The sequence below is a fragment of the Vibrio sp. 10N.222.55.A1 genome, from assembly GCF_041473835.1.
Taxonomy (GTDB): domain Bacteria; phylum Pseudomonadota; class Gammaproteobacteria; order Enterobacterales; family Vibrionaceae; genus Vibrio; species Vibrio crassostreae_C.
The window spans coordinates 1-21,781 of the sequence record NZ_JBFRSX010000022.1 but is presented as its reverse complement, the minus strand read 5'-3'; the positions used below and the strand labels follow the sequence as shown (position 1 = coordinate 21,781).

The 21,781-nt window shown below is 42.0% G+C and carries 23 protein-coding genes; 5 read left to right on the top strand and 18 right to left on the bottom strand.

What is annotated here, in order from left to right:
- Nucleotides 1-91: 91 nt before the first annotated feature.
- On the top strand, nucleotides 92-1,240 hold the full coding sequence (gene chrA, locus AB4493_RS06640; protein WP_372154698.1) for a chromate efflux transporter: 1,149 nt from the start codon (nucleotides 92-94) through the stop codon (nucleotides 1,238-1,240).
- A 37-nt stretch (nucleotides 1,241-1,277) separates the two neighbouring features.
- Here the strand turns inward: chrA and AB4493_RS06635 are convergent, their stop codons facing one another.
- From AB4493_RS06635 to AB4493_RS06555, 17 genes are all read right to left on the bottom strand, one after another.
- Nucleotides 1,278-2,006: a class I SAM-dependent methyltransferase gene (locus tag AB4493_RS06635; RefSeq protein WP_102398352.1), complete on the bottom strand. Its 729-nt coding sequence runs from the start codon at nucleotides 2,004-2,006 to the stop codon at nucleotides 1,278-1,280.
- Between the two features lie 9 nt (nucleotides 2,007-2,015).
- Entirely contained in the window at nucleotides 2,016-2,945 is a 930-nt protein-coding gene (locus AB4493_RS06630; protein ID WP_372154697.1) for a glycosyltransferase family 2 protein, read from the bottom strand.
- Nucleotides 2,942-4,720, bottom strand: coding sequence for a hypothetical protein (locus tag AB4493_RS06625; protein ID WP_372154696.1), 1,779 nt, complete (start codon nucleotides 4,718-4,720; stop codon nucleotides 2,942-2,944). The genes AB4493_RS06630 and AB4493_RS06625 overlap by 4 nt, the downstream gene beginning before the upstream one ends.
- Nucleotides 4,721-4,738: 18 nt before the next feature.
- On the bottom strand, nucleotides 4,739-5,743 hold the full coding sequence (locus AB4493_RS06620; protein WP_108117509.1) for a lipopolysaccharide assembly protein LapB: 1,005 nt from the start codon (nucleotides 5,741-5,743) through the stop codon (nucleotides 4,739-4,741).
- Nucleotides 5,740-6,711, bottom strand: coding sequence for a type II secretion system F family protein (locus AB4493_RS06615; RefSeq protein ID WP_017080031.1), 972 nt, complete (start codon nucleotides 6,709-6,711; stop codon nucleotides 5,740-5,742). The genes AB4493_RS06620 and AB4493_RS06615 overlap by 4 nt, the downstream gene beginning before the upstream one ends.
- A 3-nt stretch (nucleotides 6,712-6,714) precedes the next feature.
- Nucleotides 6,715-7,680 (bottom strand): type II secretion system F family protein, encoded by a 966-nt coding sequence (locus AB4493_RS06610; protein WP_372154695.1) that lies wholly within the window; start codon nucleotides 7,678-7,680, stop codon nucleotides 6,715-6,717.
- 9 nt (nucleotides 7,681-7,689) lie between these two features.
- On the bottom strand, nucleotides 7,690-9,138 hold the full coding sequence (locus tag AB4493_RS06605; RefSeq protein ID WP_029222298.1) for a CpaF family protein: 1,449 nt from the start codon (nucleotides 9,136-9,138) through the stop codon (nucleotides 7,690-7,692).
- A gap of 33 nt (nucleotides 9,139-9,171) precedes the next feature.
- Nucleotides 9,172-10,386: an AAA family ATPase gene (locus tag AB4493_RS06600; RefSeq protein WP_136973749.1), complete on the bottom strand. Its 1,215-nt coding sequence runs from the start codon at nucleotides 10,384-10,386 to the stop codon at nucleotides 9,172-9,174.
- A 16-nt stretch (nucleotides 10,387-10,402) separates the two neighbouring features.
- Nucleotides 10,403-10,897, bottom strand: a complete 495-nt coding sequence (locus tag AB4493_RS06595; RefSeq protein ID WP_061032541.1) for a TadE/TadG family type IV pilus assembly protein — start codon at nucleotides 10,895-10,897, stop codon at nucleotides 10,403-10,405.
- On the bottom strand, nucleotides 10,897-11,325 hold the full coding sequence (locus AB4493_RS06590; protein WP_105057538.1) for a TadE/TadG family type IV pilus assembly protein: 429 nt from the start codon (nucleotides 11,323-11,325) through the stop codon (nucleotides 10,897-10,899). Before AB4493_RS06590 ends, AB4493_RS06595 begins: the two co-directional genes overlap by 1 nt.
- 2 nt (nucleotides 11,326-11,327) lie before the next feature.
- Nucleotides 11,328-12,596: a TadE/TadG family type IV pilus assembly protein gene (locus AB4493_RS06585; protein WP_136973750.1), complete on the bottom strand. Its 1,269-nt coding sequence runs from the start codon at nucleotides 12,594-12,596 to the stop codon at nucleotides 11,328-11,330.
- Nucleotides 12,597-12,612: 16 nt separating this feature from the next.
- Nucleotides 12,613-12,882 (bottom strand): hypothetical protein, encoded by a 270-nt coding sequence (locus tag AB4493_RS06580; RefSeq protein ID WP_029405622.1) that lies wholly within the window; start codon nucleotides 12,880-12,882, stop codon nucleotides 12,613-12,615.
- On the bottom strand, nucleotides 12,872-14,326 hold the full coding sequence (locus AB4493_RS06575) for a type II and III secretion system protein family protein (protein ID WP_019824853.1): 1,455 nt from the start codon (nucleotides 14,324-14,326) through the stop codon (nucleotides 12,872-12,874). Before AB4493_RS06575 ends, AB4493_RS06580 begins: the two co-directional genes overlap by 11 nt.
- Before the next feature lie 8 nt (nucleotides 14,327-14,334).
- Nucleotides 14,335-15,084, bottom strand: coding sequence for a Flp pilus assembly protein CpaB (cpaB, locus tag AB4493_RS06570; protein ID WP_136973751.1), 750 nt, complete (start codon nucleotides 15,082-15,084; stop codon nucleotides 14,335-14,337).
- Nucleotides 15,077-16,426, bottom strand: a complete 1,350-nt coding sequence (locus AB4493_RS06565; protein ID WP_136973752.1) for an AAA family ATPase — start codon at nucleotides 16,424-16,426, stop codon at nucleotides 15,077-15,079. The genes cpaB and AB4493_RS06565 overlap by 8 nt, the downstream gene beginning before the upstream one ends.
- 37 nt (nucleotides 16,427-16,463) lie before the next feature.
- Nucleotides 16,464-16,994, bottom strand: a complete 531-nt coding sequence (locus tag AB4493_RS06560; RefSeq protein ID WP_136973753.1) for a prepilin peptidase — start codon at nucleotides 16,992-16,994, stop codon at nucleotides 16,464-16,466.
- A gap of 169 nt (nucleotides 16,995-17,163) precedes the next feature.
- Nucleotides 17,164-17,352, bottom strand: a complete 189-nt coding sequence (locus AB4493_RS06555) for a Flp family type IVb pilin (protein ID WP_136973754.1) — start codon at nucleotides 17,350-17,352, stop codon at nucleotides 17,164-17,166.
- A gap of 193 nt (nucleotides 17,353-17,545) precedes the next feature.
- Here AB4493_RS06555 and AB4493_RS06550 point away from each other — a divergent pair, with 193 nt between their 5' ends.
- Nucleotides 17,546-18,289: an AraC family transcriptional regulator gene (locus AB4493_RS06550; RefSeq protein ID WP_171732469.1), complete on the top strand. Its 744-nt coding sequence runs from the start codon at nucleotides 17,546-17,548 to the stop codon at nucleotides 18,287-18,289.
- Nucleotides 18,290-18,382: 93 nt separating this feature from the next.
- The gene (locus AB4493_RS06545; protein ID WP_372154694.1) at nucleotides 18,383-20,071 is read left to right on the top strand and encodes an AMP-binding protein; all 1,689 of its coding nucleotides are present in this window, start codon (nucleotides 18,383-18,385) and stop codon (nucleotides 20,069-20,071) included.
- Between the two features lie 90 nt (nucleotides 20,072-20,161).
- Here the strand turns inward: AB4493_RS06545 and AB4493_RS06540 are convergent, their stop codons facing one another.
- A complete protein-coding gene (locus AB4493_RS06540; RefSeq protein WP_048658140.1) occupies nucleotides 20,162-20,368 on the bottom strand; it encodes a DUF1127 domain-containing protein in 207 nt (68 codons plus the stop codon).
- Between the two features lie 103 nt (nucleotides 20,369-20,471).
- On the opposite strand from AB4493_RS06540, the gene AB4493_RS06535 reads away from it, so the two are divergent.
- Entirely contained in the window at nucleotides 20,472-21,422 is a 951-nt protein-coding gene (locus tag AB4493_RS06535) for a LysR substrate-binding domain-containing protein (RefSeq protein ID WP_372132635.1), read from the top strand.
- 45 nt (nucleotides 21,423-21,467) lie between these two features.
- Nucleotides 21,468-21,680 (top strand): VF530 family DNA-binding protein, encoded by a 213-nt coding sequence (locus AB4493_RS06530; RefSeq protein ID WP_012604684.1) that lies wholly within the window; start codon nucleotides 21,468-21,470, stop codon nucleotides 21,678-21,680.
- The last annotated feature ends 101 nt before the right edge of the window (nucleotides 21,681-21,781 follow it).

Sequence of the window (21,781 nt, the reverse complement as noted above, 5' to 3'; positions counted from 1 at the left end):
CCATTTCATTAATAGTTATAATTAAAACAATTAATTTGAATCATAGTGCAAGTCACCATAAATTACGCTAAACATTTATCTGGAATCGATCATGCTTTCAATTTTTAAAACCTTTTTCTGGCTTGGCTGGATTAGCTTTGGTGGACCAGCTGCGCACATTGGCTACTTCCGTAAAACCTTTGTTGAGAAACTTAACTGGCTATCTGATGAAGAGTACGGGCAAATTGTCGCGCTTAGTCAATTTCTACCCGGCCCAGGTTCAAGCCAAGTTGGCTTTGCGGTTGGCTACAAAAGAGGTGGCTTAACGGGTGCGATTTCTGCGTTTATCGGCTTTACTTCCCCATCTGTCATCTTAATGTTGATATTAGCTTTGGTGAGCAATCAGCTATTGGAAGCACCTCTGTTTAATTCAATTATTCACGGTTTGAAGCTACTCGCAGTGGTGGTGGTTGCTGATGCCACATTTGGCATGTACAAAAACTTTTGCCAATCGAAAGTCGCGACTGCTTTGTGTGTCGTTACCGCTGTAGTCCTCCTGTTACTTCCGGGGATCTGGCCGCAAATCTTGGTACTTCTATTTGCTGCAATCATTGGCAGTAAGTTTTTGACCTCACAAGACATCAAAACGGTTCCATCAACACACAAGATCTCCATAACACCGCTCGTTATTTTTGTTGCGCTGTTGGTTGGCCTTCCTCTGTTCAGTGCATACTCTCAAGGTATTGAGGTATTTGGTCTGTTCTATCAAGCTGGCAGCTTAGTATTCGGTGGCGGTCACGTGGTACTTCCATTGTTGCAGAATGGTATTGGTGACCAACTATCCCAAGATGCGTTCCTAACGGGCTATGCTGCAGCACAGGCTGTACCTGGTCCTATGTTTACCTTAGCGACATACCTAGGCTATGTATTAATGCCATCGGCACCAATTACTGGCGCTTTGTTAGCGACAATCGCCGTGTTCTTACCGGGCTTCTTATTACTACTGGGGGTATTGAAAAACTGGCAGGCAATCGCAAGTAAACCATTAGTTGCTGGTGCACTTACCGGTGTGAATGCAGCGGTAGTCGGGTTACTACTTGCGGCTCTGTATCAGCCAATCTTCACAAGTGCGGTGAGTGGCGGTTTAGACTTCGCTCTAATCATTGTTGGTGTGTGGTTATTGAAAACCGTGAAGTTACCTATTGTAGGGCTTGTCGGATTATTCATGGCCTTTGGCGCAATGACAGGTTTAGCAGTCTAAGAGATTTATAGTAAGAAGTGAGCGAGTCGCTTGCTTCTTACTTCTTTTCAGAACTAGAATCAGGCTTAATCCCGTGAAAATTGAAGAATAAATTGCAGTCAATAAGAGGCACAAAACTCATCGGCCAAAATGATTTTTGATGTTCAGGAAGATAGTACCTTAAGAACGCAATTAGATTATTACATGGATTTACATGCTCTCTTGCCATTATATAATCGTAATTCCACCCCTTTTTCACTCCAAGTTTTCTTGTCGTCATATAACGACCAACCTTCCATGCAATACCTGGGTCTGTAGGAATCAAAATGGACAAAGTGCCGCCCGGCTTTAATACCCTAAGCCATTCTTTAATCACAAGGTGAGGCTCATAAAGGTGTTCCAATATATGTGTCGCAATAACACGATCAAAGCAGTTGCTTTCAAAGTCTAACGCTCGTGCATTCGTTACATTAAAAACGAGCTTGTCATAAGTACTGGTGTTACTGAGTTGCCTTTTTGCCACTTCAAGTGCGGCAGAATCGCCATCACTGACCGTATACTCGTCAAAACTATGCTGAACATGTCTCAAGTGTTCACCCGTTCCTGAACCCACTTCTAGCACCTTCGAGAAATGCTCTCTGTTACTGAAAGGCTTCTCACACGCTATATGACCCGCCCTCATCACATAGCCTGTTGTACTGCTTTCGTAGACTCGCTCGTCATATTCATCACTGAAACGGGACAAATAATCGAGCCACTCCTTGTCTTCATCCTTGTTTATTCTCATTCCTGAATCCTATTGAGATGGCTTGTGATCGTGACTTCTTAATATTGAAAGGATCCTCATCTCTCGTCTGCCGCGCGACACGTTGTCGAGTATCAAGCCACAAAAGAAAGACATCACCGCAATAAGTGCAATTGAGCTAGACAGAATAGCAGTAGGTACTCTTTCAACTAACCCTGTATCGATAAAATCTAGGATAACGGGAATCCCTAATCCTAATGAAATAAAACAAAGCAACACTGACAACACACCGAAAAAAAACATCGGCTTTACGTCTCGTAGCAGGAACAAAATAAAATTGAGGATTTTGATCCCATCACTCAATGTATTCAGCTTACTCGCCGTGCCTTCAGGCCTTGAGTGATAATGAGTGGGTACTTCTTTGATCGACATATTGTGGTGCAATGCATGCACGGTTAGTTCCGTCTCAATTTGAAAGCCATCACTGAAAATAGGGACCGTTTTTACAAACCGGCGACTCATCACTCGATAGCCAGAGAAAACGTCATTCAATTGAGCATTGAACCCTTTATTTATCAGAGTCGAAAACATCTTATTACCCAAAATATGTCCTGCAGGATAAGCCTCGGAAGAGCGCTCTCGACTGCCAATGATCATATCGAGCTGTTCAGTAACCAGTTGTTCAATCAGTGTAGGGCTAATGGAGGCGTCGTAGGTATCATCACCATCAGCCATAATATAAATGTCAGCATCAATATCTGAGAACATCCGTCGCACGACTTCACCTTTGCCCTGGCGATACTCATGGCGAACAACAGCACCAGCTTGCAGCGCCTCTTCGACCGTGCCATCAGTAGAGTTATTGTCGTACACATAAACCGTCGCACTTGGTAGTGCACGTTGAAAGTCAGCCACCGTTTTTCCAACCGCTCCGGCTTCGTTATAGCACGGGAGTAACACCGCTATGGTTTGATTCTTCATGAGCTCTCCCTGACTCGAAACACTCGGTACCCATTTTCAATATTGTCGTACACAACATCTAACCAAGTTGGCGTATCTGAGCTGTACAGCTTATTGATCAATGCCTCCTCGCTAGCCGAGTCCTTTAAAATCAACAAATGCGGATCATTGCCAATAACAATGATATCGATGCTTTTCTCTATGATTTTCCGTTCGGCTAAGCTCAGATCTTCCTCTAGCATTACTTCAATAAGAAATTGGTTCCCAACAATATTTCGATGGTAAGGAGCAGCAATAATTCGATTATCCGTTTTTGCCAACACTGGAGCCCCCGTTTCAATCCCTGAAAGTATGGTGTGCGAATTTATATCGTTATCTTTTAACACCTTATGAATCTTCAGAGATTGCTCCTTTTGATCAAAAGTAGTTGTAATTTCTTCGGTTGGCGACAACGCGAGAATGACAAAGGCGACCGCTAGTGGTGCTCCAGAAGTAATAACCGCTGCTTTTATGATGGAGGAACGGATGTAATCTGCTAACTGAAGAATCACGTATGCTTGGAGGGGAGCCGCTAGCACAAAACACAACCTCATGACTCTAATCTGCCAAAAGATCGCAAGGGCTAAATTGAACATAAAGATGAGATACAAAATTGCGCAGTGGTGATTTTTACGCTTAAAAAGTGGATACAAAGTGGCAGGAATCACGAGCAAAGCGTAATTCTCTATCGAGAAAAAACCATGACTTGCGACATATCTAACGACCGATTTCGCTTCCGTCACTTGGTCTAACCAATAGACTTTAAGTATTGGAGGGTAATCAATTAACAACGCACTGCTGAGTGATGGATAAAGCACTGCCACTGGGATTAAAAATAGAACAGCTAGAAATACGAACAGAAAAACCTTTTGCAGTAGACTGTTATCTTCATTCATAAACCGATGATAAACATTAACGAAAAGCCAGCCACAGAAGAAAAGGATGATGAGAACAAATGATATTTCGTCGTACTTAAAAACGAAAAACTCATCGTAAGGCCGATTTAATAAAACCGCACAAATCCCAAACAGAGCGGAACTCGCATACAACTTAGAGATATAGCCAAACCACTCATGGCGAACAAGACCGTAATACACGGTGTAAATCGCGAAAAAAAACATGAATAGCAAAACATTATCAAGCCCCGTCCATAAAGATAGAGACAGCAAGATAGATTGCGCATACACACGCCACGCATGGCGCAACTGCTCATGATTCAATGGCGTTAAAGCTAGAAATAGGACCGCGAAGACCAGCTGAATATTATGATGATCAATAGAACCGGGTAAAAAATGGATAATTGAAGGCGAAGAAATCGCAAACATCATACTAATAAAGCGATACTTGGCACCGAAGAGGTGGTCAGCTAAGTAAAAGCATGACAGTGAAAAAAGCAGCAAGTAAAGCAGGGGGACAAGAGAGATGGATATTGTATAAGCAAGGTTATCATCAACGATAAACAATAGTGGAAAGGCAACAAGCGACAGAACGAGATCAGGAAAACGAGACCAATGAATAACAATGCCATCAGCGGCATTAAAATTATTCATTGGTTCTAGGTACCAATGACCAGTTGCCATCCAATCCTGAAATTGAACGAAACGCATATAGTCGTCATTGTCATTCAGGTTAAGAGCTGAAACACTCTCCCACTTGTAAATAAAGATCACTGTGGCACAAACTAGCCAAAGGGCAGAAATTACAATGATATCTTTATTAAAGCTTTCGCTTTTAGGCAATATGAATATCCTTTTCATTGAGCCAAAATCAAATTCCTATTGTTCCATCTCTCTCACTTCCGCTAGTGCTCTGTTCAAGTTTTCATTAGCCACTTTATAGTAAGATGATTTTTTATCGATAGCTTGCTGTAAATATGGAACCGCCTGATCGGGCTTTCCTTGTAATATCAAGAAGTAGCCGACATTATTCAATGCCTCCGGAGCTTCCATATGCCTCATGAATACGTTGGTTGCTTTTTTAATATCCCCAGACGCTAAATAAATAAGTGCCAGATTATTCTGAGCTTTTTCATTATTCGGCTCTAACTCTAAAGCTGAACGCGTGTACTGATACGCTTCCTTGTAGTTACCGTACATGTAGTGAGAATAGCCCATATTCAGCAAAGCTTTGACTGAACTTTTATCTATCGTCAGTGACTTTTTAAAGTACTCTTGTGCGATCTGATGCTTTCCGTCAACATCTTCCAATACACCAATTCCCATATAAGCTAGCGCTGGAGACATACTATCGACCTTTAAACTAGCCACTTCACTTTGGCTCAAAGCTTGGTAATTTTGGATAGTTTCACTGCTTTTTAAACGAACTTGATCTGAATTAATCGCTTTAAAGAAATAACTACGTCCTTCATCAGTACGACGTTGTTTGGTGTATAGAACGCCTAACTGTTCCAACACTTCAGTGTGGGCAGGGTTAAAATCTAGCGCAGCAAGGTAAGCTCTCTCGGCCAACGCATAATTACCGCGAGACGAATGTATTTGCCCAATAGTGAACAGGGTTTTATCGTGAAATTCTTTTTCAGGAAAAGACAAAGAGCGTATGTATTCATACAACGCCAAGTCTATATTGTTGTCTCGCAGAGCAATGTCACCGCGCATAATTGCTTCTTTTTCATTTAGCGGCGGATCATCACTAGTCAAACTATCGATTGGTTTACCCGAATACAATTCGGCATCAAATTGGTTGGTTGGTTCATCAGAAGATGCACAACCAAGTAGCAAAATTGGCAATAGTAGTAGAAGAAACTTATTGTATAGCATCATAAACTTGCTCCCGGCGCACTTAATGCGTCCATTACGATCAAGAGTCCAGGGCCAAGTGCAACAATGAAAAAGCAAGGCCAAATAAATATCAACATGGGGAATAACATTTTAGTCGGTATTTTCGCCGCGATTTCTTCAGCGGCTTGCTGACGCTTATCTCTAAAATCTTCAGTATAGTCACGGAGCGTTTGCGCTAAACTTCCGCCCATTCTCGATGCATGAGAAAGCAAAGAAACCAAGCCTTCCAATTCGACTAAACCGGTTCGTTCGATAAGCTGCCTAAGCGCATCAGGCATAGTGACGCCCGCTTGAATTTTAGCAAACACAGTCTCTAGTTCATCCGCAAGTTCAGGCTGAGAGATATAAAGCTCTGATGCAACACGTCCAAGAGCTGCATTAAAGCCAAGCCCTGATTCAGTACATACAACAAGAAGATCAAGCGCATCAGGGACGCCGTTTCTGATTTTTTTCTGACGCTCTTTTTGTAGCTTACTTAGAATAATATTAGGTGTGAATGTGCCAAGAAAAACACAGGTCATGATGAGTAAATTATTATAATCTCCGCCCAACGCTATGTAATAAACCATAAAGCCCGCGACGATACCGATTAAGCTAGATAAAACCTTCAACGCATAGAAAACCGATAACGAACTCTTCTCATGGAACCCGGCATGCATCAACTTTTCCGAGTAAGTTTCATTATCTTTTTTATTACCTTTACTTATAAAAGGGCTTAATGATTCTAACGTATTCGAGAAGTCGTATGGTTTTCTGCCAGTCGGTGCTCCGTCTTCTGATATCTGTCTCAGTTTCTTGTCCAAAGGAGAACGAGCTCCTAAAAATAGAAATCCAAGCGTTAGCGTTAACAAGACTGTTGTAAGCAAAATCATCGAATAGATAACCATCTGAGAGCTAACTCCAAAGTCAGCTAACATCTGCTTCCAAACTTCAATATTTAATAATTCCATAGGTTATATCTCTATGCTGATGATCTTTTTAATCCACAAAGCTCCGATAGCCAAAAGAACAATACCGACACTCACCATCGAGAGACCGCGAGGATCTTTATAGAGTGGCTCTATATACTCGGGGCTAGCGACCCTTAAAGCGAAGAACAAACCAAATGGGGATAACGTTAAGATCCATGCGGATAAACGACTTTCAGCAGAGAGCGTTTTGATTTTCCTTTCCAGTTTAAAACGCGCTCTAAGTACTTCAGATACCTTTTGCAGGTTTTCAGATAGGTTACCCCCAGTCTCTTTTTGCAACATTACAGCACTAGAAAATGCCAACATTGAGACGGTTGGTACTCGTTCTGTCATCTGTAGAATCGCTAAGCGTAAGTCATAACCATAGTTAAGTAGGTTATAGGTATTTTTAAATTCAATACCGATTGGATCTGGAAGTTCTTCGCCAACTTCATTGAATGATTGGACGAGCGGTTGTCCTGCTTGCAATGCGCGTCGAATAATATCTAAAGCCTCAGGAAGTTGTTCCTCAAATCGAGCCATTCGGTAAGTCACTCGATTTTGCACAAATAGATAAGCGATAACCCAAACAAAAATGAACGCTCCAACACTGATGAACCATACTTGGTTCGTCATTATCGATATCAACGTGAGTGACACACCACAAAGAGAAACAATAAGTAAGAACCTGCTTAACGTCACTTTCATACCGGCTAGTTCCAACATTTTTTTCAAGCCAGCGAAGAAAGAAATAACGATGAGCTTACGATCTAGCGGGGACAGTTCTTTGTTATAGTGTTCTTTGAGTAATGACAAACTCTCTGCATCGATATTACGTTGCGTCTCTTTTAAGCGGCGAGACAACTCTTTATGTTTCGCTTTCTTGCCCGCAGCAGGTAACAACAACGCCTGAGAAATAAAAAGTACTGCGATAAACAATAGGGCTAATGAAACGCTTACATTATCCATATTCCCTCCTTAACCTTTGGTCTCACTAAAGAGCTCGAAAGGCAGGTCGAGTCCACGTTTGACTAACTGGTCATGGTATTGGGGCACAACCCCTGTTGCAGTGAAATAACCGATAATATTGCCATCTTCATCAATACCTTTACGTTGAAAACGGAATATTTCCGACATCGTAATCACCTCACCTTCCATGCCGTTAATCTCTTGGATACTCACCATACGACGCTTACCATCTTCTTGGCGTTCCATTTGAACAACAAGGTGGATAGCCGAAGCAATTTGAGCTCGTAAGTTTTTGGTTGATATGTTCCACCCTGCCATCGAGAACATGTTTTCGACACGACTTAAGGCATCACGAGGGGTATTCGCGTGAATGGTAGCAAGAGATCCATCATGACCGGTATTCATCGCCGCTAGCATGTCAACGGCTTCGCTACCACGTACCTCCCCAACCACGATTCGATCAGGTCGCATACGCAAGGTATTTTTAACCAATTCGCGCTGGCTGATTTCTCCCTTCCCTTCTAGGTTCGCAGGACGGGTTTCTAGGCGAATGACATGTGGTTGTTGCAGTTGTAATTCTGCCGAGTCTTCTATGGTAATAATTCTTTGGTCTCGCGGAATGAAACCAGAAAAGATATTCAGTGTGGTTGTTTTCCCTGACCCCGTCCCTCCTGAAATCAAGATATTCAGCTCACCTTTCACCGCAGCCTCCACAAATTTAGCCATCTGAGGGGAGACTGAGTCGTAACCAATTAAGTTATCCATTGTCAAACGATCGACGGCAAAACGACGAATCGAAACTGAAGGGCCATCGAGTGCGAGAGGCGGGATAATCGCATTAACACGGGAACCATCAACTAAGCGAGCATCTACCATAGGTGATGCTTCATCTATACGACGACCAACCTGGCTGACGATACGATCAATAATGTTTCTCAAATGGCGGTCATCAAGAAAAGTATAGGGCGTTTTTTCGAGTTTACCCCTTCGCTCAACGTAAACACTTTTTGGGCCGTTGACCAATATATCCGACACAGTTTGATCAGCTAACAAGGGCTCCAACGGACCAAGACCAAAAACTTCATCTTCTATCTGTTTGATGACCCGTTTACGACCTTCTGCGCTGAGTGCATGACTACCATCATCAGCCATCAACTGAACGATAGCTTCATGCAAATCTAGCTTGGCGCGCTCTTTCTCCAAGCTAGAAAGTAATCCTAAGTCTAACGTCTCAAGCAACTGCTTGTGAAAGAAGTGTTTGATTGATAATTCTTGCTCCAGTACTTTTCGAGCTTCATCGATCGCTTTCTCCTTTTCAACGCTCGCTTCTGTCCGAGAGTTACTGGACGTCTCAACACTTGATAAACGTTCAACAGGATTGGCATCTTCTGAATCATGCGAAATCTGTTCTACTTTTTTTTCAAACTCTGGATTTACATTTTTTCGTTTAAAGAACATCACAATCCCTCGTGTTTACTTTTCATCAACCCATTATGAAAACAACTTTTTCAGCCACCCTTTCTCTTCCTGCTCTGGTGGTGAAAGAACATGAGATAAGTCGATGATAGAGCGAGTAATAGAGCTTTTTTTTCTCGACTGAACTAACGGCTGCCCCAAGTTGGCACTCTCTAGCGCAACTTTAAAATCATTTGGCATAAGGTGTATGTCGTGGTTGCCCACTGCTTGCTCAATGTCTTTCAACTTAATTGAATGTCGCTTTTCATAACGGTTGAGAATGACCTCTATTGAGTCACTTTGTAAGCCGTACTCAAACTTCAGAGACTTAATTAGTCGGCTCGTGTTTTTTACTGACACTAAGCTCTGTTGCAAAACCAAAAGTACTTTAGTCGCAGGTGATATTGCTGATGCAAACACGTGATCTAAGCCTCTAGATAGGTCAATGATCACATAAGGGTAGAAACGACGCAGAATTGGAAGTAATCTGCCAATTTTCTGAGCCTGCTCGAAGTCATCAGCGTTATTTTCATGTTTAAAGCTTAGAACATGGAGGCCTGATTCGTGTTTATTTACCAAAGAGCCCAAAGACATTTCATCCAAGTCATTAGAACTGTTGATCGCATCCGAAACACTATAAGTCGGTGCTATGTTCAAATAGTCTGGAATCACGCCAAATTGAAGGTCGATATCGAGTAAAAGCACTTCATTCGGATGTTGAGTAGCCATCTCAATGGCAGTATTTAACGCCAAGGTGGTTGCCCCCATCCCTCCTTTGGTATTCAAAAACAAGATAAACTCTCCGTAACTGGAGTTCTCAAGCTTTTCGGAAGCGGTTTTCTTCAATAATGGAAGTAAGTCCGATAGAGTCACATGGTGAGACAAAAAATCTGATGCCCCTAAACGAAGTGCTATTTTTAGTGATCCATTATCACTTTCATCACCAAGCACAACTAAAGACAAATCCTTGTCTTCTAAAGACAAATCATACCCTTGCAACTCAACCATTTTTTGCGCCCAATTCCCATTAGCTTCAACGAAAATAAGCTCTGGAACATCCGCACTTTTTAAGTACTCCTCACTCATTGCCGCAAGAGAAAAAGCCGTCACATGTACGTTTCGGCATTTCTTCAATTCGTGGCTCATATGCGAATGAAAAGCCTCAGTATTGTATATTAACCAGACCTTTAAATTAGTTCTCAAACGCGTAATGTCACCCTCATTAGGCGTCATTTGAATTGCTTCCCCCATACATCAAACTCCTGTACTAGATGACTTCGGGACATCGATTCTTAATGTCAGAATCTGCCCTAACAACCCCTAAACTTTCAGCCGGTAAAATTGTTTCGAATGCAGGGGCAGCAAGAAACCCATTGTTACCTAAGAAACTTAGGTTACTAATCAACTGAATGCCGTAGCCAGTCGCTCTGGCACGTACAAACTTAATATCATCGAAGTTATCTTCGAAATCTGATGCTATCTCCCCTCCACTCGCATCAAGGTAAGCCACCTCTAAATTAGCACCAGAAAACCCAACCAGCGGGATCTCATCCACCACCATTGCACCAATATTATCTCTATCTAAGACATAGCATACTGTCGCCAGTCTAGCCGCCTTCCTTGTCGCTTCACTGACCATTTGTAGTGAAAATATATAAGCACCAAATGCCAAGATTAAAAAAATCAAAAGAAAAATCAGCCATGACACTAATGTAAATTCAACGATGGCAAGTCCTTTAATACGCCCTTTTAGCCTTTTCATCACAGCACCCTCATAACCGAAGTCACACTTAATGGAATGGCAAAGCTCTCCGACGAAAAGGGAATAGACAAGAAATGTGGAACATAATCATAGGTAACACTTACTCGCACATAGCTATCACCAGATGGCTGAGTGACAGTGACATCTGCTGTCGTCAATGAAGAGAGTACCGCCGTGCCCACACTATTTTGACCATAGACCACTACATTCTGAATTTCTGACGTAGGGGCTATTGTGCCGCCAACAGTCCCATAAACTTCACTAACCGCATAACGCGCTCCATTTTGCACTGACTTTGAAATGACATTGTAATGAATCAATATATTTCCGAATTCAAGCACCAATACCATAAAGAACAATAATACGGGTGTGGCCAGTACCACCTCGATAGCTGCAAAACCGCTTTGTCGTTTTCTCAACCGTTTCATAATCAAGACTCCCCACTATCAGGGTCCTTATACAAAACAATCCTATAAGTCCCTTCTGTTGTAGAGGTCGTACTACCCGCCCCACCTGTCACACTGCAGGAGTGAATAAATTCACCAAATACGGCTGGAGTACCTGAATTATTTGTCGGAGCTTTTTGTAGCAAGAAGAAACAACCAATTTTGTTCACCGTAAATTCAGTCGCACCGCCACTTTTACCTGAACAATCCACCATAGGTATAGGTAATATACGACGCCAAGCAACACCATTAGCCGCACACCCAGAACCATTATTAGCTATGCATGTGTTAGTCGCTGATTCATATTGAGCATAGGTATAACTGCCGTCAAAATCGATATCTCCCGTACTAGCATCGATCGTAATCTCATTAGTAGGCTCAGTCGTTACATAATCAGTGGGGTAATCTGATGCCGATAATCCTCCACCATAATCACCAAATCGAGTATTTAAGCCATCACCGGTAGGACCAACCGTTCCTCCTGGTTTGGTGGTTATATCGTCACCTATTGCAACAGGATAACTATAGTCCCCCCCTAAACCTTCTTTCACCGTTTTACCACCAGATCCAAAATCAAGAAGGTGGTAATTACCGTTCCCCATTTCAGATAAGCTACTGTCGCCGACCTTTAACGCATGAACGGTGCCAACTTCATAACCAAAAACACTGGTTATTTCCTCACCAGTAACATCATGGTATCCATCTTCTGGTGAGACATCATTATCCGACGTGCCATCACCAATACACACACCAATTGGCACAACATTATTAACAACGACCTGACCAGAACTAGGGCCAGCAACCGCACTCGCCGAAACGGTTTTTTCTAGTCCAAACATTTGAATGAAAAACTCATCCATATCCAAGGAATCGACACGAACACGCACATAGACATCATCATCTGCACCGAACGTTGCTGTTCCTGTAAAATCCTTAGGATCATTTGAATAATCAATGTTTACAGAAGCCGTACTAAAATCAAATTCATGATTACCTGTGGCGGCTGCCATAGCATTTAATGCGGTGCCAACCTCTGCATCTACGGCATCTTTATCCTTACTATTGTCTAAAATAGTTGCGGCAGCTAGCGCAGCAGAATCGACTGCATTTTGTAAGCGCGTTTTATTCACGACCATATGGTTTATGTCTACAGCTAGCGCTGAGACTGCTAGAAAAACCAACAAGGCAGCAGTAATCATCACCGCAACTAAGCCTTGTTGTTTTTTCGGGCTTTGTGATACTCGATACAACATGTGAGTACCTCCAGATTTAGTTAAAATCTTCTAAGATCTGGCTACTACTTCCGGACAGATCATTTTCACCTCTGCCTACATATCTGTCGTAACCAGTCTGCATCCGCTCCCCTGTACCATCAGGTACTTCGAGTAAATTCTCTTGGGTCGCATTAGGGTTATACGTTTGCTCTGTTTTCACCAGTGCGACTGAGTGCCCTAAACGAGCATCATTTGCACAGCCAACTAACACCATCACGAGAAAGACCATCATTATTCTAATCATATCTATCTCCTTATAAATCATGCCCAAATGAGCCTTCGCTACCACCATCGGTCGGTGATATATCCTGTGAAGCTTGAGACTGTTCTGAATCAGACTCAGACGGTTCAGCTATATAAGCGCTTCGACCCAATAAGTAATATTCCAAGTCATTAGGGTCAACAAAGGCATCAGTTGGTAACGTCACTTTCGTTCGATCAATAGGCTTTGCGAGTCGAGGAGTAACAAGAATAACGAGCTCTGTTTCACCAGATACATACTCTTGGCTATTGAAAAGCTGACCTAAAATCGGCACATCGCCAAAGCCTGGCATCTTGTTACTGATGTCCCTAACATTCTCACTCAACAACCCCGCAATACCGATGGTCTGACCGTCGGCTAACTCAAGCGTCGATGACGCACTTCTTCGTGTAATTGGAGGGATAAAGTAAGTCGCATTGGTAGTACCAGGATCAATCGTTAACGAGCTACTATTGGCAATTTCACTCACATCAACCGCTAAGTTTAGGTTGATTTTTTTGTCACTGAGTACCGTTGGGATGAACTTTAAACCCACACCATACTCTTTGTACTCAATCGTAATACCATCCTCATCAGGCACTGGAATTGGAAACTCCCCACCAGCTAAAAACTCAGCCTTAGAACCACTTAATGCGGTTAAGTTCGGTTCAGCCAATACCTTAGCGACCCCGTTTTGTTTTGCTACGTCCAGTGCGAAAGTAAACAATGTATTACTATCAATGAAAGAACCTAAAATGCCGTAATCGGTAGAGGTAGGAATATTGAAAATTGGGGTTGCACCTAACACACCAGCAGGGACTGAAGACGCCCCCCAAGAAAAGTCAGACCCACTGGTTTGGAAGAAGTGGAAGTTTGCATCAAACTTTCTCACCAAGCTTCTTTGCACCTCGGCAACCGTCACCTCTAACATGACTTGTTGAGCCCCGCCAATGGACATCAAATTGATAACACCGGTAGCAGCGGCTTGCTCGCTACCACTTTCATTTGATTTGTCAGCGGTTTGCCCAGATGAATACGTTTCTGCAATTCGCATCGCGACATTCATTTGTTGTTGATTACTCACCTGACCACTCAACAACAAACGATTCTGTGCGCTGTGGACTTCGATAGTTTCATCTGGAAGGAACTCATATAATTTAGCTTTGAGGCTATTAAGATCATGAGTAACCTCAATGTTAATAGACTCAATTAACCGACCTCGAGAGTCCCAAGCCATTAGGTTTGTCGCACCTAATTTTTTACCAATTAAAAACACTTCATTTGATTTTAAAATTACAATATCTAAAACTTCAGGATCACCAAGAGAAACCTTCGCCGCTTTTCCCGACAGCACGACATGCGTAGATTTATGATGTGGAACCGTGACTGTTTTTCCCGTTTGTAACGCCGCAACACTGGCCGTCGAAATACAAATCAGGCTCAAAACACACGCAATTAATATTCTCATATTTCACCTCAATCCTTGACGCGCACATTAGATGTTTCTGTACCTTTGATAATGGTGACACTTGGTCTAGGCACATATCGACGAACCACTTTTTTCTCAACTTCATGTGGGTTTCTCAAAGTCAGCTGAATATCGCCCTTGCTTTTAGCCGTGAGAAGTTTCTCTGCCTCTTTCGGCGTCATCTCAAGTGTTACCGCTCGTACAATAATTGGACTGTTTTCATTCGTCTTAGCCGTTTGGTCGACAGCCAAAACCTTGATGTCTTTTAATACTGTTTGAGTCGTGGCAGAATTTTTTCCGTAAGAAACGGTATTGAGAATATCAACCTTGTTACCCGGTAATAAGAAACCCGCCACACCAATAACATCATCAACACGTATCGTTACCGCACGTTTATTTTCAGGGATAAGAGCTGCAAGCGTTGACCCTTCTCCTGGTACAGTAAATCGTAACTTGTGAAGCACCTCTCCCGCATAGACAGTATTCGCAACAACCTTGCCAATCAGCTCTGCTTTATCCGAATAGTTATTTTCATTAATCCAATCAACTTCCATCAATCTGGTGGTTAAAAACTGATCCTCGATAATAGTTCCGGCTTCAATTTCTTGTGATGCCACCACGACTGGATGACGCTCCACAGTCTCAACTTCAACGGTTGGCTGAACTTGATCATCCATCCACTGCTTAGCAAAAAATACAGCCGCTAAGCCGAATACTACGGACAGTAAAAACAGTAGGAAAACTTGACTCTTATTCATTATTCTCTTCCTCGTGTCCATCAGAGGTAAAATAAACTTCCCATGCCATGGAAAGAATATCGAATGTGATAACAGGTGGTAGCTGCTCAAACGAAAGAATATCTTTGCTTATACCAACGAGATCTTTCGGTAAACATGGGAAAAGTGGCACCTTAAGCAGCGTGTGCATTTGAGACAAACGCTCAAAAAAACCGTCTTGAAGCTCGACCTCTTTATCAGCAACGACGCTCATCCATAAAGCTTCATAATCTCGCTGATTAAGTGGCTTGAATTCAATCTTGTAACCTAAACGACGTAAAAAGGCCGGATCGCTTATTTTCTTGGGGTTTAGATTGGTAGAAAAGGCAAGAGTTAATACAAAGGGCATCGTTATCTGCTGACCATTAGGCAGCGACAAATAGTCGAATGAGTACTCCATCGGTACAATCCAACGATTAAGAAGCGCATCCACCGGCATAGGCTGACGACCAAGGTCATCAATGACAAAAATCCCATTATTTGCCATCATTTGTACTGGGGCTAACCAGACTCGACTATTTTCTGAATGATTAACTTCAAGCATATCCATAGTCAGTTCACCCCCAACTTGGATATTTGGCCTTTCACAGTTAAGCCAACGCTTGTCGTACTGATCTTTGAGGGAAATACTTTGATCACTGCCGTTACTATCCAACGGTTTATGATGTTGTGCAGAAAACACCTTGATAATATTACCTAAGGCATAGACTGCATAAGGGATAAACACAGAGGTGTACAGCGCATTGACAATTCGACTCGCTACGAATGTTTTACCAGTACCAGCGTGTCCATATAACAACAAGGCACGTCCAGAATTGATTGCTGGCCCTAGTACTGAAATCATTTTGTCGACACCATATACATCATTCAGTGCTGCTTCGACATGTGGCCGAGTCACTAGCTCTGCTCTCAGGTCTTGCTGCTTTACCACATCACTATATTGGGTAAGTGAAACTGGTGCGGGACCTAAATAAGCATCACGTTTAAAGGCAAGATCAGCTTCTTCCAGCCCTTTCTCAGAAAGGGAGTAACGGACATGACTATGGGATACTGATGATAGAGAAATATCAGAGGTAGGCTGAAATACCTCAATTAACGACTTTTTCCTTAAAACGGCCAGAGCACTTTCCACAATATGGGTGACAACACACATATAATTAGAGAGTTCTAACACATCCGACTTAGGGTAAGCAGACAAATGCTTGAGTACGAGGTTTTCAATAACGACTTCAGGAACACCCAACATATCAATAGATGTAGGAACGGCCGGGGCTGAAATTTGAGGCTTCAAAGTTGTTGGAGCAGTATGCCCTATAATATCCATATATTATTCCTCTCCACAAAGCTAACCAACAACAGGTTTAAGTAAAGTAGCTATACATCGCTAATCCCATAACAACAGAGGGTGCAAAAGGCATTGTCACCTTATTTGAATACCTAGCGTGCAAACTAGTACTTTCATTTGATACTGGTGCTACTCCACCAAGCACAATTAGCTTATTTTCAAAATAGCCTTTGATACTAAGACTGTTCGTGTTGGAAAAGTTATATAGCAAGTAGAAAGTCCCGATCACTCCAGCAGAAAGTAAGATAAAGTACGATGCATCAAGTAATTGTCCCCACCCAAGATACATCCCTACAATACCTAATAGCTTCACATCTCCTGCAGACATAGCTCTTAAAAAATACAAGAGTAATCCAAAACAAAAAAAAACCACGAATCCAACGAAGGACATTAAAAAAACATCAAAGGTGTAATTGCGGTTAAACATTGATAAAAAGTACACAAACAAAAACAATATCAATATTTTGTTTGGTATACGATGTTTCTCAACATCGTATACCGAAACTGCAATTAGCAATGCCCAAAAAGCAGAAGGCTCATTAATCATATTTTCTATTTATACACTCGATATAATACTCTGGAACTTACTAAGTAAGGCTGTTGCCATTCCAGAAAAAATGAATCCAACAGCAAGAACAAGTGAAGCAGCACCAATCACGTATTCGACCGTAGTAAGCCCTTTTTGCTGTCTTGCTCTTTTCTTATCCATGATAGTATTAACCACCCGAAGTGTTACCAACATTGGCAACAATAGTGTTTAGTTTAGTTGCCAGTGTATTTCCTAGGCCTGAAAATACAGTTGTTAAGCCTAAAACCAATAATGCTGCACCGATTACATACTCGATTACAGTCAACCCTTCTTCATCTTTCATGAATTCTTTGCAATTATTCAAAAACTTACCCATGACAACCTCTCCTTGATTTTCATAACAGGCTTCGTTTACCTGTAAAGTAAATCTAGAGGTGAGTCACACATTCGGTTAGGATTTTTTTGCCATTTACTTGCACTTTTTTGTTGTACTTCTAATCTCTGTAATAACTCCCTTATTTCTAAATTTTCACATCTGGCCCTTTATATATGATACAGGTTTAGTAGAAATGAAATTAATAACACCACTGCTATCAGATATAGATAGCGAGTTTAATTCAATTATTATAAATAAAATTAGTCGCTACTTCCCTGTGGAAAATTTTCAACAAGATATATCAGTTATCAGTAACTTAGATGTAAGAATTGTATTTTTCATTTTAAATAGAGAAAGTGAAATTCAATTACTTACCATGGCATTATCTATTTGTAAAAACCTAAACAAGCGGATAGTTTTAATTTCTCCATTTGAGATACCTAATATCATTCGAAATCATAAGAATATATTTTTCATTATAGAAACGAGTAACAATCATCTGACCAGTGCCTTCGAAGAATTAAAGAGTAAAACACAGCATATCTTTGAAGCACACTTCGACCTCGATAGAGACATGAATAGCAACAACCAGGAGCCGACCAAGCAGTTTACTTCTGAAGTTGTTAATTTTGTTATGGATAACATTAACAAGGAAATAAGAGAAACGGACATAGCTGAAAAATGTCACTGTTCAGCAACCTATTTTTCTAAAAAGTTTCATCTACACTTTGGAGTAAGCTTTAGAGACTTTGTGTGCGATAAACGAATACTGTTAGCCAAAAAGTTGATTGAGGCGGATACCGAATCAAAAATAGCTGTAATTTCTTATCAATGTGGCTACAAGGATGTGTCGTATTTTTCAAGAATTTTTAAGAAAAGGACGGGGGTAACCCCTGCAAGCTACAGACGTGCCTGCACAGATAACAGAAAACGCTAATTTTACTCCCTAAAAGAAAAAATCATGGTACATTTAACATGATTTTAACAAAAACAACCAAAAATAACTTAGCGAAAAACATGGAGTTAGACAATGATTCAGCCTAACGAGTTTAGCCAAGAACAAGCAACAGCTCTCCCTACACCCAATGACATGATTTTAAAATGGGCAGAAGAACGCCCAGATGAAGTCTATTTGAAACAGATTATTAACCGCCAATTTGTCGAATTTACTTATAAAGAAGTAGCCGACAAAGCACTGAAATTAGCGTCAGCATTAGAAGGACTCGGAGCCCAACCTGGCGATCGAGTCGCTCTCGTATCGAAAAACTGTGCAGAATGGTTCATCTGCGATCTTGCCATGATGTTAGGAGATTTTGTCAGCGTCCCAATCTTTCCTACAGCGGGTGCAGATACCATTCAATACTGTATTGAACACAGTGAATGTAAAATTGTGATTGCAGGTAAGCTTGACGATCCTAAAGCCACTCAAAAAGTACTTGATGACAATCCGAGCTTGGTGAGTATTTCACTGCCATACGACAGCGCAGCGAAGTGCCAACACACTTTCGAACAGCTCATTGATACACATGAACCATCAACCAAACGCCCTCAGCATCACGACGATAAGCTGATGTCACTTGTTTATACATCGGGTACATCAGGGCTACCAAAAGGCGCAATGCTCACCTACGGCGCGTTTACTTGGTCTGTTCAAAGGTTGATTGATCATATTGGAATCCAACCTGGCGATCGCCTGTTTTCTTACTTACCACTTGCTCATATTACAGAACGCGTTTACACCTTTGGTTCTTCCGTGATGGGGGGCGTGGTTACGGCTTTCCCTGAATCTTTAGACACCTTTATTGATGATGTGAAAATGCATCGCCCTACACTGTTTATCTCAGTTCCTCGCTTATGGACTCTGTTCCAGCAGCGAATCCAAGACAAATTGCCACAGAAGAAACTGAACTTCTTACTGAAGATTCCGTTTATCAACAACATCATTAAGAAGAAACTTGCTGATGGCTTAGGGTTAGACCAAGCTCGCGTTCTTGGATGTGGTTCTGCACCTGTATCACCCGCTCTACTCGCATGGTATGAGAGTGTTGGCCTGCACATTACCGAGGCATGGGGCATGACAGAGTCTTTCGCCTACAGCACGCTCAACTACCCATTCAGAGCCGATAAAATTGGTACGGTTGGTAATGCAGGTCCAGGGATCGAACTCAAAATAGCTGAAGATGAAGAGATTCTAGTTCGAGGCAAAGGCTTATTCTCTGGTTACTACAAGAATGATATTGCAACCCAAGAGTCTTTTAACTCGGATGGTTGGCTTCATACCGGTGATATCGGTGATATCGATAGTGAAGGTTACCTAACGATTCGTGGGCGTAAGAAAGATACCTTTAAAACCGCTAAAGGTAAGTTTGTTGCCCCTGTACCAATCGAAAACAAACTGTTTGAGTACAGCCGCGTAGAAATGATGTGTTTGATAGGTCTTGGCCTACCTGGTCCAATCCTACTTGTGGTACCGCATGACTTCCCTAATTTCGATCGAGCTCGCTATGAGAAAACGACAAAGCGCGTTATCGAGAAAATGAACGAGCAGCTTGGTTCACACGAGAAGATCAAAGGTGTATTGATGATTAAGGAACCATGGAGCATTGAGAATGGCGTGTTAACCCCGACTCTCAAAATCAAGCGACATATCCTTGAGCAGAAATACCATGAAGTTGGTCATAACTGGCCGAAAGATAAATTGGTGGTTTGGGAAGAATAATTAAAATCGAGAGGGAGCCATATGGCTCCTTTTTTGGCAGCAAAGTACGCTCAACCTTAGATTAGCCAGTCCCTCCCCTAACACTCCCACTCACTCCCAAAACGATTTTTTCAGTTCCTTATCAACTTGTTCCTGTGTAATCCCTACATCTCTCAACAAATACTCTGGTAGCTCAGACAGCTGCTTTCTGGTTCTACGATTTTGAAAGTACATGCCTAATTTAGAATAGAATTTCTTAATTGATAATGATGATAAAAATGAATGGTTGGTATTTGCTGTTGCTGTGATCGTATTCATAGCCTTTCTCCTGTTGATCTTTTGCTTTGTCATGGTCAATAATCGACCAACAGAGCAACATCGACAAACGATAGATACTGGCATTCAGTTAAGGAAAACTAATGTGAGAGAACGAACCCCACCATTCCAAGGGATCTATTACTTTTACACGGCGGCTGAAACTGGCAGTTTTAAGCTCGCCGCACAAAAGCTATTTGTCACGGCAGCTGCCGTCAGCCAACAAATTCGCCAACTTGAAGAGTGGTTAGGTGCAGACTTGTTTATTCGTCAGCACCGAAAAATAGTACTCACTCATGAAGGTGAAGTACTGTACCAGCAAGTGAAGAAAGGCTTTGCTCATATTCAAGATGGGGTGAGACGCATCAACCAAGATCCAAACCCCACTCAGCTGTCGATCTCTACCGTGCCTTCCTTTGCTCAGCATTGGCTCGTACCGAGAATAGGCGACTTTCGCGATCGCCACCCTGATCTATCCATGTTAATTGAGCCGACTAATAAGCTAGTCACATTTGAAGATTCTAATGTCGATATCTGTGTTCGATATGGTCATGGAGACTACCCAAACATCGAATCACGCTGGTTGATGGACGAGGTCATTTACCCGGTTTGCCACCCTATCTATCAAGAGAAACACGGTATCTATGACATCGACGATCTGCATAAAGCGGAACTTATTGAAGACCGTTGGCCTGATATGGATTGGAATCTCTGGTTACAAGTCGCAGGGGTAAAAGCTGGCCGCACATCATTGCAATTTGATGGCTCTCATTTTGTGCTAGAAGGTGCGCTATCCGTTCAAGGTGTCGCGCTTGTTAAACACAGCTTGGTATACCGCTACTTACAAGAAAAGAAATTGGTGCGGATCGGAAACATCGCGCTGAAGCCTAAATACAATTATTTTTTGTGCGCGCCTCCGGGTTACTTTCATCGAGAGAAGATAAAACGTTTCGAAGAATGGATGCAGGCTCAGGTTAAATTATTTGGTGATACAGGTAGAGAAGAGCTTTCGATTATCCACACCGATTACGAACTCAAATGGTCGGATAATTCATAAAGCGAAACTGGTATACTTAGCTCAAATAAATGGCGAGAACATCTCATGACACAAGACAATAATCCACTTCACGGTATCACGCTACAGAAGCTACTGACTGAATTGGTTGAACATTACGGTTGGGAAGAGTTGAGTTACATGGTGAACATCAACTGCTTTAAAAAAGACCCAAGCATTAAATCGAGCTTAAAATTTTTGCGTAAAACAGATTGGGCACGTACCAAGGTAGAGCAGATTTACATCGACTTAAAGCGTTAATCTCTCCCTACTTTATCTGTCCCGTGTTGATTAAATACGGGACAACCCCTGTGTCTACTTTTTAGGGGCCATATCAATATCACATCTCGCATCTCGCATCT